The sequence below is a fragment of the Chryseomicrobium aureum genome (genome assembly GCF_016909155.1).
Taxonomy (GTDB): domain Bacteria; phylum Bacillota; class Bacilli; order Bacillales_A; family Planococcaceae; genus Chryseomicrobium; species Chryseomicrobium aureum.
Map to the genome: position 1 here is coordinate 21,083 of NZ_JAFBFG010000007.1, position 17,022 is coordinate 38,104.

A 17,022-nucleotide genomic window follows, 5' to 3' on the forward strand; every position below is an offset into this window, starting at 1 on the left:
CTTACTTCTACCGTGTATTGAGAGATTGGCAGGAGTTGCGGACGATGAGCGTAGTGTCCACAAACTGATGGGTCGCTTCTCTCTCTGGTTGTTTGATGCGCTCGAGTAGTAACTCGGTCGCTTTTAGACCCAATTCAAAAATATTGATATCCACTGATGTCAAAGGTGGTTTTACATGCTCTGACAAGGCATGGTTATTAAAGCTAATAATCGAAACATCTTCTGGTACGCGAATCTCTAATTGTTCAAGGTAACGAATGATTTCGTACGCTACTGAGTCATCGTGCGCCACTAGAGCAGTAGGTGGTGACTGTTGTGTCATTAACTGTCTGATTGCTTCTTTTCCATCCTGCTCAAAAGCAAAGTCGTGGATAAAATATTGTTCTTGATACTTTAATGCATGCGATTCAAGTGCCGCACGGTATCCCTCTAGACGATCAGATGATACGACGAACTCTAAATCTCCTCCGATGAAGGCGATTTCGCGATGCCCTAATCCGAATAAATATTCCACCACATCTTGTGCAATCTTTTTGTTGTCATTGTCGACAAAATCTACTTGGTCTTCAAATGCATATGGACGCCCCACAATCGTGAACGGGAAATGCATCTCACGTAAGTAATTGAGTGTTTTATCATCTACTCGAGAGTACAACAAGATGATGCCATCTACTTTTCTCCCCTGTACCATCGCGACAACTTCTTGGAAAATCTCTTCTTCTGTGCCACCTGTAGATAAATACAGACCTAGCTTGCAGGCATGTGCCGTTGTAGAAATTCCTCGGATGACTTCCGGGAAGAACGGGTTTTGGAATGCGAGTGTCGCTGAGTTTGCCATCACGACACCAATAGTTTGCGTCGTGCGTGCTGCAAGATTTCGTGCTTGGAAGTTTGGATAGTAGTGCATACTTTCCATGACTTCCCGTACCTTTTTCTTCGTCTTTTCACTAATCCGTGGGTGATCGGCGATGACACGTGAAACAGTGGAAGGAGAGACATTGGCCTCTCGTGCAACATCTATAATCGTTACAGCCATGCGAACTCCTTCTTTCTTAGATAGTGTCAACCGCGCCGATTCGTAGTTCAGTCTCTTTATCAAAGAAGTGTGCCCGCTCCATGTGGAACACGAGATCCACAGTCTGGCCGCGTTCGATACCGTTTTGTGCATCTACACGTCCAATGAAGTCTTGCCCTTCTAAATTTGCATATAAAATCTGCTCGGCACCTGTAAGTTCTGCCACTTCAATGTAGGCAGGTACTCGGTGTGCGTGCGTTACATCATAAGCTCCGTTATCATCTGTAACATGCTCTGGACGAATACCAAGAACGACTTCTTGTCCTTCGTATGCTTTTAAACGTGCTTGTTGGTCATCCGTTAGTGAAATCAGTACTTCGCCAACTTTGAACTGACCGTTTACCACTGTACCTGTTAGGAAGTTCATAGAAGGTGAACCAATAAAGCCACCGACGAACATGTTGTCTGGATTGTCGTATACTTCTTTTGGTGTACCAACTTGTTGAACGACACCGTCTTTCATAATGACAATGCGCGTTGCCATCGTCATTGCTTCTGTTTGATCATGTGTTACATAAATCGTTGTTGTGTTTAAGCGGTTATGAAGTTTAATGATCTCTGAACGCATTTGAACACGTAATTTGGAGTCTAAGTTCGATAAAGGCTCATCCATTAAGAAGACAGATGCATCACGGACGATTGCGCGGCCTAATGCTACACGTTGACGCTGTCCACCAGAAAGCGCTTTTGGCTTACGATCTAGGTACGGATCAAGACCTAAGATCTTTGCAGCTTCATCTACGCGGCGCTTGATTTCATCTTTTGGCACTTTGCGAATTTTCAATCCGTACGCCATGTTGTCGAACACGCTCATATGTGGATAAAGTGCGTAGTTTTGGAACACCATCGCGATGTCGCGATCTTTAGAAGCCACATCGTTCATACGCTTGCCATCAATCATGAAGTCGCCTTCTGAAATATCTTCAAGACCTGCAATCATACGAAGTGTCGTTGATTTCCCACAACCAGAAGGACCTACGAAGACGATGAACTCACGGTCTTCAATGTCTAAATTAAAATCTGTTACTGCTTGTACTTTATTGTCATAACGCTTTGTAATATTTTTTAGTGTAAGAGTTGTCATGCCAAACTTCCTTTCTCGCGGTGCGCCGCAGCGTCGCGTACAAGCATAGCTGCTCCGAGCATGCCTGCTTCATTTCCAAATTGAGCTCGTTTTAAAGTCAAAGGCTTCAGTAACAAAGGTTCTAACTCTTCTAATAGGTGACTCCACCACACTTCAGCTGAATCGATCACACCTCCACCGACTACGACCACGTCCATGTCGAGAATGGCTTGTAATGATGAAATTGTGAGCGCTAGATCCTGCACATAACGCGCGCGTACTTGTTGCGCTTGTTTATGACCCTGTAATGCTAACGGGAACACTTCACGTGGTGTGACGAAAGAACCGTCCGCGTGCACGACTTGATATTCTTGAATCAAACGATGAATCGCTGAACCGGAAACATATTGCTCTGCGCACCCGCGTCTGCCACACCCACAAGGGATTCCGTGTGGATACAACAGCATGTGGCCGATTTCTCCGCCACCCCCATGTTTGCCGTCCATGATTTTCCCGTCAAAGATCAGCCCGCCACCTAGTCCAGTTCCAACAGTGACTGCTACAACGTTACGAGCCCCTTGCCCTGCACCGAGGATGGCTTCTGCTAGAGCTGCTACATTCGCATCATTGTTTACTGCGACCGGAAGTCCTGTTGCGCCTTCTAGCCACTCTTTCACTGGTGTCCCTTCCCAGCCCTCTAACTGCATTTCAAAAACAATTTTGCCTGTACCTGGTTCCACCATTCCGCGCGTCCCGATTCCAATTGCTTGGATTCCAGGATGGTCAGAAATGGCATGCTTCACGTGCTGCTCTAAATAAGGATAAAGAGGAATTTGTGTCGGAATGGTCCAGTCAGCTAAAACTTCACCTGTTGTCGTAACGACACCAAAACGAATTTTCGTACCGCCGATATCTACTCCAAGTACTTGTGTCATTTGCCTTCTCCTTTTGTACACTCGACAATCACTGCATCATAGGGACCAAGTTCGATACCATGTGCACTAGTTTTGAGTTTTGTATTTCCAATTACGTGTTGTGTAGATGGTAGTGGTAACTCTTCATGCGCTACAGTACGAGTCGTCTGTGAAAAGTTTGCCAGCACATACCATTCTGTGCCTTGATAACTACGTTTATAAACAAACAATTCTTCATCGTCTGGCAAAAGTAAAGTAAAATCGCCCTTTGTCAGAATCGCTTCTTTTTTTCGAAGTGCGATTAGCTCTTTATAGAAAGCGAAGATAGAATCAGGATCATTCACAGCTTGCTCTGCATTGATTGAAGCCGTGTTCGGGTTTTGCGCAAGCCACGGTGTACCTGTCGTGAATCCGCCTTGTGGAGTCCACTGCATCGGTGTCCGTGCATTGTCCCGTCCTTTAACGTAGATGCGCTTCAAGATACTTTCCGGCTCTTCCCCTGCAGCCAATCGTTCGTTGTACATATTGAGTGTTTCAATATCTTTATAATGCGAGATGTCGGGCAGTTGGATATTTGTCATGCCGATTTCTTCACCTTGGTAAATATACGGCGTTCCTTTTAGGCCGTGTAACACGAGTGCCAACATTTTTGCAGAATGTACGCGATACGCCTCGTCATTTCCGAATCGAGACACGATACGCGGTTGATCATGATTGTTCCAGTAAAGCGAGTTCCATCCCTCATGTTCTAAGGCAAGTTGCCATTTTTCAAAGTTTCGTTTCAAGTCTGGCAAGTATAAGTCTTTGTAATTCCACTTGCCACCAGGACCTGAATCAAGATCCATATGTTCAAATGTAAACACCATGTTTAGTTCATGACGATCTTCTTTTGTATAGAGAATCGCGTCGTCTGTTGTAGCGCCTGGCATTTCTCCAACCGTTAAAATGTCATAGTGTTTTAAAACTTTTTCATTCATTTCTTGTAAGTATGTGTGAATAACAGGTCCGTTCATAAAGTAGGGGCTGCCGTCTCCGTAATGTGACCCTTCATGGACAATCCCGTCGGGCAAGTCTTCATGTTTCGAGATGAAGTTAATGACGTCCATTCGGAAACCGCCGATTCCTTTGTCTAACCAGTAGGTCATCATATCATAGACATCTTTCCGGAGTGCTTCACTGCGCCAATTCAAATCAGGTTGTTTTTTGGAAAACAAGTGCAAGTAATGCCAATCCTCTTCAGTGCGTTCCCACGCAGAACCTGAGAACACAGAGCCCCAATTATTTGGTGGATTTCCTTGCTTCCATATGTAATAGTCTCTATAAGGAGAATCTGTCGATGATTTTGATTCTGTGAACCAAGCATGCTCATCGGATGTGTGATTGACAACGAGGTCCATCACGATGCGGATACCACGTTTTTTGGCTTCTTCAATCAGTTGTTCTAAATCGGCCATCGTTCCAAATTCTTTATGGATGGCCCGGTAGTCACGAATGTCGTAGCCATTGTCATCGTTTGGTGAATCGTAGACTGGGCTTAGCCAGATGACGTCGATTCCGAGGTCTTGTAAGTAATCGAGCTTCGAGATGATTCCTGGAATATCACCAATTCCGTCACCATTACTATCCATAAAACTACGTGGATAAATTTGATAGACGACGCTCGTTTTCCACCATGGCTGTTGTTGCACGACATTCACTCCCCCATTTTCTTTCTCTCATTCTACTGCTTTCAAAATGATTATGCAAGCGCTTGCACAAAAATAATTCACAGCAAAAAACCATGCCCCTTTAGTAAGGTTCATGGTCATGTTCGCGTTTTACAAGTTTCCAGTTACGTTTCGCAATTTGTTGGATTGGGTCCCATACTCCATTGTATGGCGGTGCGTAGCTCAAATCAAGATCTAACAGTTCGCCTAAACACATCTTTTGGGTCAAGGCTACAGTTAATACGTCAATTCGTTTATCGACCCCTGCGCCACCCATAATTTGTGCTCCGAGCAGACATTGGGTCTCTTTTTCCCAAATTAATTTTGTATGCAGTTCTTCTTTTCCAGGGTAGTAACCAGCCACATCATGCCCGATACGTGTATTGGTTTCATACGAGATGCCAAGTTTTGTTGCTTCTTTTTCACTAAGGCCTGTCTTACCAAGTGTGAGGTCAAAGAATTTTATAATGGACGTTCCTAAGATTCCTTTAAATTCATTATTGAAACCAATCATGGAAAGCCCTGCAATCCGTCCTTGCTTGTTCGCAGTTGTACCAAGCGGTACGTAATCCGGTTGTTCTTTTAACATATGGTAATGACTCGCACAGTCTCCAGCGGCGTAAATGTCTTGCACAGTTGTTTCCATACGCTCATTGACGAGAAGTGCTCGGTTTTTCAATTTCTCGGCATTCGTGATGAATTGTGTGGAGGGACTTACACCAATCGCAACAATGACAAGGTCTGCTTCGTATTCTCCTTTCGACGTGTGTACTTTTTCAACTGCATCTTCTCCGCTGAATTTTAGAACCTCTTCTTCTAGATGGACACGCACATTTTTCCGCTCAGCTTCTCGTAGAATTAGCTCGGCCATCTCGAAATCAAAAATGTTCGCAAGTTGTGGTCCTCGTTGGAATATGCGAACTTCTTTATCCAGTTCACGAAACGATTCTGCGAGTTCGAGTCCTATGTATCCTCCGCCGATGATGGCAACGCGTTTCACGTCTTTTTGAAGAGCGGTCAGTATACGTTCTGTGTCCGGAATCGTTTTCAGCGGATATATGCCTTTTAGTGAAATCCCTTCCCAGTCAGGCCAAATAGGGGCTGCTCCTGTCGCGATAAGGAGTTTGTCGTACGAGACTTCGAAGTCTTCGAGAGAATGTAAGATGCGTCCGCGAACAATTTTCTTCTCGCTGTTCACTTCACGTACTTCGTGCCCCGTTCGTGCATCGATGCCGTATTTTGACCGGAATTCTTCCACACTTCGCGCGATAACATCTGATGACTTTTCGATTTCTCCACTAATCACGTACGGAAGTCCGCATTGGCCGTAACTATATATATGGCCTGCCTCAAGCACAGTGATTTCTGGGTTGTCTTCATTTCTGACGATTTCCATCGCAGCGCTCATACCGGCTGCGTCTCCCCCGATGATGACGTATTTCATATGCCCACACTCCTTTTCTATCTCTATTCTAGCTCTACCCCTTCTAGTCCTTTCTGAATCGTGGGGAATTTAGGGAAAACGTGTGTGGAGTTTTGCGCTGAGCGGGCGTTCATCGGATGAAATGGAGATTTGTTCTCCACTAATTGTGATTTCTTCTACCGAAATGGACTTTTATTCTACTGAAATCAGATTTGTTCTACCGAAGTCATGTTATGGAAACTAAATTTTAGATGTAGAGCCGACAACTGACTAAAACGTTGAGTTCCGTTGCGGGGCTGCTTTCCGAGGGCGCGTCGTGAGCCTCCTCAGCGCAAAATCACGCTTCCGGGGTCTCACGTTCCGCTTTTAATCCCTCCGGAGTCAGCCCCTCCACTTCACTCAACTTAGTTTGGTATTCGCAAATTTGGTGCCTGTCATCCTTGCAGCAACGAAGCCTTCCCCCACAAGCAAATCCAGCAGTAAACATGAAAAGTGCGGCACAATAATGAGAAAGTTCAGCGGAAATATAGCTCGGTGACTGGCACCATTTTGCCTCGAGATTAGTTGAAAACCCCCATTTAATAATGATGTGCATTACCAACAGTTCCCAAATGGTGCCTGTCACCCCATAAACAGGACCTAAACCCTTATTTCCCAAGGGCTTTCTAGCAAGGGCTTGGGTCGCTTAGGCTTTACGCCTTGGATTGTGGTTATTGTGCCGTGAGGAGTTTGGTTTGTGACTATATAAAAAATCCCCAAAAGACTGAAATTTTGTAGTTTGAGGAGCTTTTTTGATTTAGATATCATCTATGGTATAGTCACTCATCTTATCTAGTGATAATATATCTCCCATTCATTGAATGTCTCTATAGGTTAGGACTTCTAACATTCCATTCCCAAAACTTTGAACCCTGTGCCACGATAATTTTTTCAAACCAATTTTCAAATGTCAAACCGATATGGTGATCTTCTTCAAAGTTATCACCTGTCTCCATAACAAATAAATACCCTGAGTCTACTAGTTTATCTGTAATTACCAAGCAACAGCTATCATATCCATAAGCAATTGGAAACCAATTATCCGGAAAATCGTAGCCAGGAATAGCTCTGAACTCTAGTATTTGATCAATTGTAAAGAGCTCAAATCCTCCTCCGTACTGAGGATGACTGAAAATAACACCTCCATTATGAAGACTCAAAAACTCTTGGTAATCTCTCGGCAAATCAAATGGTAGCCGTCGGAGTTCTTCTTCAGTAGAAGGAGAGTTGAAAATCATTTGTACATTATCAAGATAGCCATCTTCTTGCTGAACTTCTAACAATCCATTCGAATCTAGGCGTTTCATTAAAGTTTCTATAGTTTTTGCTATGATTGACATTTCCACTACCTCCTAAAAATACTTTTGACTATTTATTGTTAAGTTCGGTGGCTGGAACCATTTCAGCACCATTTTGCCTCGAGATTAGTTGAAACCCCCATTTAATAACGATGCGTATTACCAATATTTCCCAAAAGGTGCCTGTCACCCTTTTGTAACGTTCATTATTATGATCACGGCCCTGTCGCATTAATTACAGATAACTAAACCATTTCTAAGAAATAGTTAAATAAAGAGCCAATTACTCAAAAACCCACTCTATGAATTATCGAGCGGGCGCTTCAATCTATTGCATCTTTTTTTTATAAACCCAAAATTTTAGAATCAATCTTTTCGACCGCAAACTCTTTGGCAATAATATAACTCGGTCCCAACCGAAGTAGTTTAAATCCTTCATTACTTAAAGTTACTTTTTGAAACAAAAGGTGGGTTGAGAATCCATATAGCTCAAGTAGTTCCTGATAGGCTTCTGTTAAAATCTCTGGTGCAGCTGAGAACAATCCTTGACCACTGCTCAGCAACCATTCTAAATCACCTGGACCGGTTTCCGTATTCAAGTAATGTTCTAGCGAGATTGTATTATTCGTCAGGCTTTTATGCTTTATATACAAGTCTCCTATTAGAGCTTTAACATTCGTGGCTTGTCCTCTAAAATATAACTCTGACAACGGTTTTTGATAATCCCAAAGGCAAGGGTGTTCGTCTGTCATTTCAAACTCATCTTCCTCATAAGACAGGAAATTATCAAGTCGATAATCTCCCCAGCCCCTGCACTCTATATGCCACTGTTCGGCTAACTTAGCTTTATCTAGTTTATCTAAGAAGATGGAGAGAACGAGGGAAAGACAATCTTCTTGCAAATGCAATCTGGTGAATTGCAAATAAATATTTGTTTCAAACTTCCCTTGCTCAATTGATTCTCTGATTTTTTCAACCATTCTATCTGCTCCTCTCTCTTGACTAACTTAGCAAAGTTAGTTCCTACTCGAAGTATTTAACAAGATCATAATTTCCAATGTTCTTAGCTAAACTTAATGGAGAAACACCATGATAGTTTTCTTTATTTCTATCAGCACCATGGGCCAACAAGAGCTTAATAATTTCACCTTTCCCTTCCGAATAAAATACTGCATCGGACAAAGGCGTATTTCCGTTCACATCTACAGCCTCTATATCAGCTTGGTTTTCTACTAAGAGTTTCACTACTTCAATTAACTGATGTTGTACTGCAAAGTGTAAAGCCGTTATTCCAGAGATATCATCTATTTGATTACAATCAGCACCATATTCAATACATAACTTTGCAATTTCTGTGTCTCTCTCGATTATTGCTTTTATTAATGCCGTACGATTATTTTCTTCTCTAATATCCACATCGTATCCTGCGTCCAACAATGCTTTTAATGAAACTATATCTTTGTTTGAAATATACTCGTGAAGTTTATTCATCATGTGTTATACATTCTCCCCAAAATCATTAAAGTATCTCTTATTCTGCAGAAAGTAAAGGTGAATAGCTAGTTATCCAGTCTTTAATATCTTGTTCATCATGTAAGTAGTCGTCCGGACTATTTTTCAAATCGACCCCACAAGCAATCGTAAGCAGTTTCCAAGTTAGCTCATTCTCAATGTTTGGGGTATCTTGAAAAACATAATAAGAAGCAAAATCCGCAACTTCTTCTCTTGTTACTTTCCCTTGTAAAATAAACTTGAATTTATTAAGTATTTCCTCACTAGTAGGTTGCTCCATCCCCCTTATTCACTCCATTCACTAAACATTCAACGGTTCAAACTATTCATCATCTGATTCGTTTTCTAATTCAAGTTCTAGTTCAACTAATTCCAAGAGGAAATCTCCAAAGTCTTCTGCCACGATTTGAATCTTTTGATGTTCCAAGTCATATCCCATATCAATAGCTACAACTTTTGGTTCTCCATTCTTATCTACATTGTTAAAGTCTAAGCAATAAACTTCTTCCATTCCGTCATAACAAATCGCTAAAAAGTTTGATGGTAAGTTCACATCCTCACGAAGTTGAAGTGTATACCAAATACCATCAGGAATAGATGAGTTTACAAAATCATCATTAATTATTCCGTATACTTCTTGAGCCCCAAAGCCAAGATAACCAAATTCTTTCAAAAAACCCGAATAAAGAGAAGGGAATTTTAAACCAATTACTCTCTCTGCTTTTTCAATAAAATTAATTGGCCTTTCACCTGAGAAGTCTGCTAAATCTTCATTCTCAAAAATTAATTCTTTTGCTTTTATGTACGTAAGTTCACTCATTGCTTTACCTCCGTTTTTTTCTAAAATTATTGAAAGATAATTTAATTTAAGTAGTGTGATTTATTGTGAGACACTAATCCTTTATAGATAAGATCTCTTTAACCTCTTTTTCCTGATAGTTGTAGTGCTTCTTTTCCACAAAAATAAATTTTCTTAAGTTCGGTAAATCAACGATAAGGTTAAAATCTCCGTCAATTATAGTTGTGTTTCCAGCGATATAAATTCTATTCAATGCTAAACAATTTTTCAAAGGTTCAATTGACTCAATTTCTTTACAATCAATAATCAAAAAAGCCTTTAAAGTCTCTAATCCTACACACTCGCTTAAATCTTCAATACGCTTACAATTATCTAACACTATCTTTTCCAATTTTTTTAAAAATCCTAGAGATTCAAGTGAATATAATTTAGTACATCTATATAAATCTAATAGTTTCAAGCTTTTTAAATATCCAATTCCTTTTAACGTTTGCAACTTAGTTGACGTCAAAAGTAACTCTCTTAAGGTTGTGAGATTACTAAAAACTTCAAGGCTCTCAAATGGATAGTTCACAACATTTAACCGTTCTAAAGAAGGTGCATTAAACCAATTTAAAACTTTCTTATTCCACTTAAAATAGAGTGAACTTAAGTTTTTAAACTGACTGACATCTAGTTCTATATTCAGTTTGCAATCCAAAGATAAGTGCTCAAGTGACTTGAGGTGCACCAACGCACTAACATCTTTTATGTCATCCGCATAAATTTCAACACCCTTTAAGAAATCTAGGTTCTTCAAAAACTCTAAATCATGATCTTCCCAACCTACACTTCTACTTAACCTCAAATAGTAAATAGATTTACTCACCATGAGATTTCTCAAATCATCATTCCAATAATCCGTGACGACTAATGTCGGTCCAGTCCACTCTTGACCAGAGTGAATAAAAAATGAATTTGGGTCTAGTGACATTTAAAAAGCATCTCCCTTACTTATTCTGAATTCCGTTCTTCAAAGTAGATTCAATTGATAGATTTCAATCAAGCAAATTCTGATACCTTCACTATATCCCCCTGCAAATATACATCCTAGGATTACAAAACTGATTAAATATTTCATCGATTTTCTCATTTAATCTCCTCCCATTGCTAGTTTCTAATTAACTTGAATCTTTTGGGTTCTGGTACAAATAAACATCTTTGATAAGTATAACCTTTGCTTAGTAAACATTCTCTACTTTCTTCTGAATCGTGATGAATTTTTGAAAAACGTGTGTGGAGTTTTGCGCTGAGCGGGCGTTCATCGGATGAAATGGAGATTTGTTCTCCACTAATTGTGATTTCTTCTACCGAAATGGACTTTTATTCTACCGAAATCAGATTTGTTCTACCGAAGTCATATTATGGAAACTAAATTTTAGATGTAGAGCCGACAACTGACTAAAACGTTGAGTTCCGTTGCGGGGCTGCTTTCCGAGGGCGCGTCGTGAGCCTCCTCAGCGCAAGATCACGCTTCCGGGGTCTCACGTTCCGCTTTTAATCCCTCCGGAGTCAGCCCCTCCACTTCACTCAACTTAGTTTGGTATTCGCAAATTTGGTGCCTGTCACACTTTTGTGGAAACTAATTACCATCATCAATCTCAAATAAAAACCCGCCCGACGGTAATTTCGTCGGACGGGCTGATGTAATTAGTGTTTGTTGTTAGATTTGCCGCCAAGCTCACGTTCCCAAAAACGGTGTTTGGCTACTTCGTCAACAAATGATGCTGACAACACATCATCCGTGACACCTGGCTCCCCAGTGAATCCAAGGTGCTCAAGTAGCTGCTTGCCGTCTCCCGCAGAACCGATCGGTTTCACATGATCAAATGCTTCTCGTAAGAAGTTGGATGCTTCTTTCTTATAAATACTCGAAGCTTCCGGTCCCGCTACTGCTACTACTGCATCGTAGAGAACCGAATCTGCCGTCAAGAACTTCTGGTCGATTTCTAGACCACCATCCAGTTTCCCTTGACGCTCTGCAATCACTTCAACCTGCAAGCCTGCCGACTTCAAAGAATCCACAACTGCTTGAACATCACCAGAAGCATGAACGGAAGTTAATACTGCCACTTTCCGCGTATCTGGCTTCATCACTGTGTTCATCTGACTAAGTGCAGGTGATGACTTTTCAGAGTACGGACCTTTTTCAGTCGGAGCTTCCATACCTAAACTTTCAGCAACAGGTTTGGCTAAATCAATATGCACATGACTGAACATCTCCACGACTTGCTCACGAATGCTTGGTTCTTTACACTTACCTAGCTCAAAGCTCATCGCGTCAATCAAATGCTTCTTCTCTACTTCCGACATACTATTAAAGAACATCGTAGCTTGTGAGAAGTGGTCTTTGAAGCTCTCACTACGAGCACGAACTTTGCGCGCATCAATTTTTTCTTGGTAATGACTAAAGCCGCCTTCTTCTTCCGGTGTCGTACGTGGCGTATTGTTTGCCAATGAATTTTTATGATAGCTCACACGACCGACGTTAATTGTCTGGCGGCCATAGCCATCACGTTGATTGTTGAAGAACGGACAAACAGGACGATTGATCGGCAACTCGTGGAAATTTGGTCCACCTAGACGAATCAACTGCGTGTCTGTGTACGAGAACAAGCGTCCTTGAAGCAATGGATCGTTCGTGAAGTCGATCCCTGGCACTAAGTGACCCGGGTGGAATGCGACTTGCTCTGTTTCTGCGAAGAAATTGTCCGGATTGCGGTTCAACGTCATCTTCCCGACAAGTTTCACCGGCACATCTTCTTCTGGCCAAAGCTTTGTAGGATCTAAAATATCGAAATCAAACTTGAACTCGTCTTCTTCTGAAATGATCTGAAGACCTAACTCCCATTCAGGGAAATTCCCATCTTCAATTGCTTGCCACAGATCTTCACGGTGGAAGTCCGGGTTTTTTCCATTTACTTTTTGGGCTTCATCCCAGACCACTGAATGTGTGCCGAGCACTGGTTTCCAGTGGAACTTCACAAAATGGGATGTTCCTTCTTTATTAATCAAACGGAATGTATGCACACCAAAGCCCTCCATCATACGAAGGCTACGCGGGATAGCACGGTCAGACATCGTCCACATCACCATGTGCGCAGACTCTTGATTGTTCGCAACAAAATCCCAAAACGTATCATGCGCAGACGCCGCTTGTGGAATTTCATTATGCGGTTCTGGTTTTACGGAATGGACAAGGTCTGGGAACTTGATTGCGTCTTGTATGAAGAAAACAGGAATGTTGTTTCCTACTAAGTCATAGTTTCCTTGTTCTGTATAAAATTTTGTAGCGAATCCGCGAGCATCACGTGCTAAATCTGCAGAACCACGAGATCCTGCTACTGTTGAAAAACGTACGAATACGGGTGTTTTTTTCGATGTATCTGTGAGGAATTCAGCCTTTGTATAGGCTTCTAATGATTCATAAAGTTCAAATTCACCATGCGCTCCTTCGCCCCGCGCGTGAACAATGCGCTCTGGGATACGTTCATGGTCAAAATGGGTCATTTTTTCTCTGAAGTGAAAATCTTCAATGAGGGTCGGTCCTCGTTCACCGGCTTTTAAGGAAAATTCATCCTCTGCCATTTTGAGGCCTTGATTGGTCGTGAGGGCCTGGTCTTGATCATTTACACGGAACTGGTCAAGCTGCTGCTGCTTACTGTTCTTTTCTTGATTGGTCAAATGGGCTTCCTCCTTTAATGAACTTCGTTTCCATTTTTACTGTTCCCCAAGTTCATTAAAAAAAACCTATTCCAGTGAATTTGGGATAGGTTTTTGTATAAGGTTACGCCATAATGTGGTAGCCACTATCTACATAGATGACCTCACCTGTGACACCGCGTCCTGTGTCTCCAAGAAGCGCAACAGACATGTCACCCACTTCTTGTTGTGTAACATTTCGCTTCAGAGGTGCTTTTGCTTCAATCTGATGCAAGATCTCGTTGAAAGCTGGAACGCCTTTTGCAGCGAGTGTACGAATCGCACCTGCTGAGATTGCATTGACACGAATTGCGTCTTTTCCGATATCGTTTGCTAAATAGCGAACAGATGCTTCTAAAGATGCTTTCGCAACGCCCATCACATTGTATCCATCTAATACGCGTTCTGCGCCTAAATAACTCATCGTGATGATTGATCCGCCTTCTGTCATGAACGGCTTTGCTTCCCGCGCTGTTGCAATTAACGAGTACGCACTTGTGTCTTGTGCAAATGCAAACCCGTCACGAGACGTCTGCAAGAAATTGTTGTGTAAGTCTTCTGCGTGAGCAAATGCAATCGAATGGACGACGCCGTGAATCACACCAAACTTCTCTCCGATTTCAGTAAATGCTTGTTTGATACTCGCATCATCGTTTACGTCACATTGCACGACTGTAGCTTCTCGTCCTTCTTTTTCTAATACTTTTTGAATTTTTCCTTGTGAACGTTCTTTTCGGTATGTGAAAATGACGTTTGCACCTACATCGAACAATGATTTTGCAACGCCCCAAGCAATACTTCGTTCATTAGCAACACCCATGACTACAACATTTTTTCCGGCTAAGTTGATCAAATCTCGCATAGCGACCTCCATTGTTAACTGTTATTAGTACCTACTACTAATTTGAGTGTAGCATAAAAAAAAGAGCCTGTCATCACATGACAGACTCTACTTTTATAAGGATTCTTGAATAATAGCGTTTAAGTCTGGAGCAAAATGAATCGAGTCCAGATGATTGGTCTTCAAATACGTTTCCATTCCACTCCCACCTGCAAAGAACTTGACCTTTGGATGCTTTTTAGCAAATTCATTTAAGTTCACTAAAGTTTCCGGATGTTCCTTTAAGGGAACTGACGTAGAAGCAGACAACAAAACAAATTTCGGCTTTAGTCGGTCGACCAATGCTTCGATGGAACCAGGCGCTGGTGACGAGCCGATCATAAACGATTTCCAGCCGCGGACCATAAATTGTAATAGCAAAATATGAAGAGGCACTTCGTGATACTCTCCTGGGACACACGCGCCAAGAACAAGCGGTGCATCTTCACGATAAGGGTAGTTTCGGCGGATTTGTACTAGAAAATCGCGTACAACCATACTCGAGACCGCTTCTTGGTATTCATCCCATTGCTTCTTCTCCCAACGCGTCCCTACTTCTCTAAGGTAAGGTAGAACGACGGAACTTAAGAATAAGTCGAGTCCCAAATTTTGATGCGCTTGGTGAAGTGTTCGGTTTAACTCGAGCTCCTCACAATTTGCACCGTATTCAAGTAATTTAAATACATAATCATTCCACTCTTCTACAACGGGAACGGGAATAGTTTGATTCCCCGCCTGTTCAGCCTCGCGTTCTTTCTCGAGAAGCAACGCAGCTTGTTTAATTGTATACCCTTCTTCAGAAAGACGTTTTACACGAAGAAGCGTCGAGATATCTTGATCTTGATAAAGGCGGTACCCATTGTCCATCCGTTCGGGCTCTATGAGCTGGTACCTCTCTTCCCATTTCCGAATGACTTGTTTAGACAGACCTGTTACATCAGAGACCTGTTGGATATTATAATTTCCCTTCATTAGTCGGCCTCCTTTCAATTTGTTGATTTGATAACATTATACAATAATTTGACGAAGAAAACAATCTTTCTGTATAATTGTTGTAAAGGATGTGTTAAATGTATGGATAAAGTAGGCCGTATTTTACTCGTTGGACTCATCTCAGGACTTGGTTTAAATTATTACTTCAAGTTCATTGAATGGCTAACAGGAGATAAAGTTTATACACTATTGTTAAATGTTGATTATTTTCCGATTTTGAAAAATTACACATTCCCTGAGTGGATTGAAATTAGCTTCCATATGGTTGTGTCGTTTGCATTGGCATTTATCTATGCATGGCTTTGGAATCGTTGGAACAAGCCGTTCTTGTATACAGTGTTAACAGCACTACTCATTGGATTGATCATCTATCCAACGACAGGGTTTTCAGATCGGACACCTGAAGTGACCGACTTAAGTGCGCTAGCTTGGTGGCAGACAGGTCACCTTCTCTACGGATGGCTAGTTGCTTGGCTGCTTCAAAGACTTTACACCAAGACAGGAGGATGACTAGATGTTTTTAGCATGGAATGAAATAAAAAAGAATAAATTGCGCTTTGCGCTTGTGATCGGGGTACTGTTCCTTGTCTCTTACCTCGTTTTTTTCTTGACGGGACTTGCAAATGGACTCGCAAACTTAAACCGAGAGGCCGTAGATAAATGGGACGGTGACGGCATCATGTTGACGGAGGATTCTGACCAAAGCCTTCCACAATCGTTCCTATCGATTGACGATGCGGATGAACTCGACGCAGAAACTGCTGTACTTGGCCAGTTGAATACCATCGTGACAAGCGGTGACTTGAAACAAGGTGTGGCGATCTTCGGTATTAACGAAGATGAATTTATCACACCAGCTATCTCAGAAGGAGAACTGTTCTCCGGTGAAAATGAAGTGGTTGCAGCAGACTTCTTACAAGAAGAAGGATTTGAAATCGGAGATACGCTTACGCTATCTTCTTCCGATGAAGAATTGACCATCGTAGGCTTCACAGAAGATGCGCGCTTTAACGCAGCACCTGTTCTCTACGCGTCACTCGACACATTCCAAATAGTGCGTTTTGGAGAAGCTGCTGAGCAAAATTCAGATCAAGTAAATGGTATTGTCATTCGTTCAGATGATTTATCCGCACTGGATGCGCCAGAAGATTTGGCAATTGTCGATACCCAAACATTTATTGAGAACTTACCAGGCTATACAGAGCAGAAACTAACGCTCGACTTTATGATTTACTTCCTATTCATCATCTCTGCAACAATCGTTGCGATTTTCTTATACGTGTTGACCGTGCAAAAGATCAATATGTTCGGAGTTATGAAGGCTCAAGGAATTTCAAATGGGTACTTGGCACGTTCAGTAGTAGCGCAAACGTTTATTTTGGCAGCCGTCGGGGTTGTGACGGGCTATGTGTTGACCCTTGTGACAGGCTTGTTCCTTCCGAACGCAGTGCCTGTGCAATTTGATGGTGTTGCAATGGCCATCTACGGCATCGTGTTAATTGCAGTTGCCATCTTAGGCGCGATTTTCTCCGTATTAACGATAGTAAAAATCGATCCACTGAAAGCAATAGGAGCGTGA

General features: G+C 42.0%; 16 protein-coding genes. 2 read left to right on the forward strand and 14 right to left on the reverse strand.

Annotated features, from left to right (window positions below; all coding sequences use genetic code 11):
• Nucleotides 1-7: 7 nt before the first annotated feature.
• The 14 genes from JOD03_RS06870 to JOD03_RS06935 form a co-directional block, all read right to left on the reverse strand.
• Nucleotides 8-1,036, reverse strand: coding sequence for a LacI family DNA-binding transcriptional regulator (locus JOD03_RS06870; protein ID WP_204590111.1), 1,029 nt, complete (start codon nt 1,034-1,036; stop codon nt 8-10).
• A gap of 16 nt (nt 1,037-1,052) precedes the next feature.
• A complete protein-coding gene (locus JOD03_RS06875) occupies nt 1,053-2,159 on the reverse strand; it encodes an ABC transporter ATP-binding protein (protein ID WP_204590112.1) in 1,107 nt (368 codons plus the stop codon).
• Nucleotides 2,156-3,073 (reverse strand): ROK family protein, encoded by a 918-nt coding sequence (locus JOD03_RS06880; RefSeq protein WP_204590113.1) that lies wholly within the window; start codon nt 3,071-3,073, stop codon nt 2,156-2,158. Before JOD03_RS06880 ends, JOD03_RS06875 begins: the two co-directional genes overlap by 4 nt.
• Nucleotides 3,070-4,740, reverse strand: coding sequence for an alpha,alpha-phosphotrehalase (locus JOD03_RS06885; protein WP_204590114.1), 1,671 nt, complete (start codon nt 4,738-4,740; stop codon nt 3,070-3,072). The genes JOD03_RS06880 and JOD03_RS06885 overlap by 4 nt, the downstream gene beginning before the upstream one ends.
• Before the next feature lie 100 nt (nt 4,741-4,840).
• Nucleotides 4,841-6,202, reverse strand: a complete 1,362-nt coding sequence (locus JOD03_RS06890) for an FAD-dependent oxidoreductase (protein WP_204590115.1) — start codon at nt 6,200-6,202, stop codon at nt 4,841-4,843.
• 845 nt (nt 6,203-7,047) lie between these two features.
• Nucleotides 7,048-7,560, reverse strand: a complete 513-nt coding sequence (locus tag JOD03_RS06895; protein ID WP_204590116.1) for an SMI1/KNR4 family protein — start codon at nt 7,558-7,560, stop codon at nt 7,048-7,050.
• 302 nt (nt 7,561-7,862) lie between these two features.
• On the reverse strand, nt 7,863-8,498 hold the full coding sequence (locus JOD03_RS06900; RefSeq protein ID WP_204590117.1) for a hypothetical protein: 636 nt from the start codon (nt 8,496-8,498) through the stop codon (nt 7,863-7,865).
• Between the two features lie 43 nt (nt 8,499-8,541).
• The gene (locus tag JOD03_RS06905) at nt 8,542-9,012 is read right to left on the reverse strand and encodes an ankyrin repeat domain-containing protein (protein ID WP_204590118.1); all 471 of its coding nucleotides are present in this window, start codon (nt 9,010-9,012) and stop codon (nt 8,542-8,544) included.
• Nucleotides 9,013-9,049: 37 nt separating this feature from the next.
• Nucleotides 9,050-9,310 (reverse strand): DNA-binding protein, encoded by a 261-nt coding sequence (locus JOD03_RS06910; protein WP_204590119.1) that lies wholly within the window; start codon nt 9,308-9,310, stop codon nt 9,050-9,052.
• Between the two features lie 42 nt (nt 9,311-9,352).
• Entirely contained in the window at nt 9,353-9,850 is a 498-nt protein-coding gene (locus JOD03_RS06915) for an SMI1/KNR4 family protein (RefSeq protein ID WP_204590120.1), read from the reverse strand.
• A 73-nt stretch (nt 9,851-9,923) separates the two neighbouring features.
• On the reverse strand, nt 9,924-10,802 hold the full coding sequence (locus JOD03_RS06920) for a leucine-rich repeat domain-containing protein (RefSeq protein WP_204590121.1): 879 nt from the start codon (nt 10,800-10,802) through the stop codon (nt 9,924-9,926).
• Between the two features lie 716 nt (nt 10,803-11,518).
• Entirely contained in the window at nt 11,519-13,552 is a 2,034-nt protein-coding gene (locus tag JOD03_RS06925; RefSeq protein ID WP_204590122.1) for a catalase, read from the reverse strand.
• Between the two features lie 103 nt (nt 13,553-13,655).
• Nucleotides 13,656-14,432, reverse strand: coding sequence for an enoyl-ACP reductase FabI (gene fabI, locus JOD03_RS06930; RefSeq protein ID WP_275580372.1), 777 nt, complete (start codon nt 14,430-14,432; stop codon nt 13,656-13,658).
• Between the two features lie 93 nt (nt 14,433-14,525).
• Nucleotides 14,526-15,422: a MerR family transcriptional regulator gene (locus JOD03_RS06935; RefSeq protein ID WP_204590123.1), complete on the reverse strand. Its 897-nt coding sequence runs from the start codon at nt 15,420-15,422 to the stop codon at nt 14,526-14,528.
• A 102-nt stretch (nt 15,423-15,524) separates the two neighbouring features.
• Here JOD03_RS06935 and JOD03_RS06940 point away from each other — a divergent pair, with 102 nt between their 5' ends.
• Nucleotides 15,525-15,953, forward strand: coding sequence for a hypothetical protein (locus JOD03_RS06940; protein WP_204590124.1), 429 nt, complete (start codon nt 15,525-15,527; stop codon nt 15,951-15,953).
• Between the two features lie 4 nt (nt 15,954-15,957).
• A complete protein-coding gene (locus JOD03_RS06945; protein WP_204590125.1) occupies nt 15,958-17,022 on the forward strand; it encodes an ABC transporter permease in 1,065 nt (354 codons plus the stop codon).

Coding starts and splice junctions, on each gene's coding strand:
- JOD03_RS06875 (WP_204590112.1), bottom strand. CDS start 2,159: ATGACAACTCTTACACTAAAAAATATTACAAAGCGTTATGACAATAAA.
- JOD03_RS06905 (WP_204590118.1), bottom strand. CDS start 9,012: ATGATGAATAAACTTCACGAGTATATTTCAAACAAAGATATAGTTTCA.
- JOD03_RS06870 (WP_204590111.1), bottom strand. CDS start 1,036: ATGGCTGTAACGATTATAGATGTTGCACGAGAGGCCAATGTCTCTCCT.
- JOD03_RS06895 (WP_204590116.1), bottom strand. CDS start 7,560: ATGTCAATCATAGCAAAAACTATAGAAACTTTAATGAAACGCCTAGAT.
- JOD03_RS06935 (WP_204590123.1), bottom strand. CDS start 15,422: ATGAAGGGAAATTATAATATCCAACAGGTCTCTGATGTAACAGGTCTG.
- JOD03_RS06940 (WP_204590124.1), top strand. CDS start 15,525: ATGGATAAAGTAGGCCGTATTTTACTCGTTGGACTCATCTCAGGACTT.
- JOD03_RS06920 (WP_204590121.1), bottom strand. CDS start 10,802: ATGTCACTAGACCCAAATTCATTTTTTATTCACTCTGGTCAAGAGTGG.
- JOD03_RS06915 (WP_204590120.1), bottom strand. CDS start 9,850: ATGAGTGAACTTACGTACATAAAAGCAAAAGAATTAATTTTTGAGAAT.
- JOD03_RS06890 (WP_204590115.1), bottom strand. CDS start 6,202: ATGAAATACGTCATCATCGGGGGAGACGCAGCCGGTATGAGCGCTGCG.
- JOD03_RS06880 (WP_204590113.1), bottom strand. CDS start 3,073: ATGACACAAGTACTTGGAGTAGATATCGGCGGTACGAAAATTCGTTTT.
- JOD03_RS06900 (WP_204590117.1), bottom strand. CDS start 8,498: ATGGTTGAAAAAATCAGAGAATCAATTGAGCAAGGGAAGTTTGAAACA.
- JOD03_RS06910 (WP_204590119.1), bottom strand. CDS start 9,310: ATGGAGCAACCTACTAGTGAGGAAATACTTAATAAATTCAAGTTTATT.
- JOD03_RS06945 (WP_204590125.1), top strand. CDS start 15,958: ATGTTTTTAGCATGGAATGAAATAAAAAAGAATAAATTGCGCTTTGCG.
- fabI (WP_275580372.1), bottom strand. CDS start 14,432: ATGCGAGATTTGATCAACTTAGCCGGAAAAAATGTTGTAGTCATGGGT.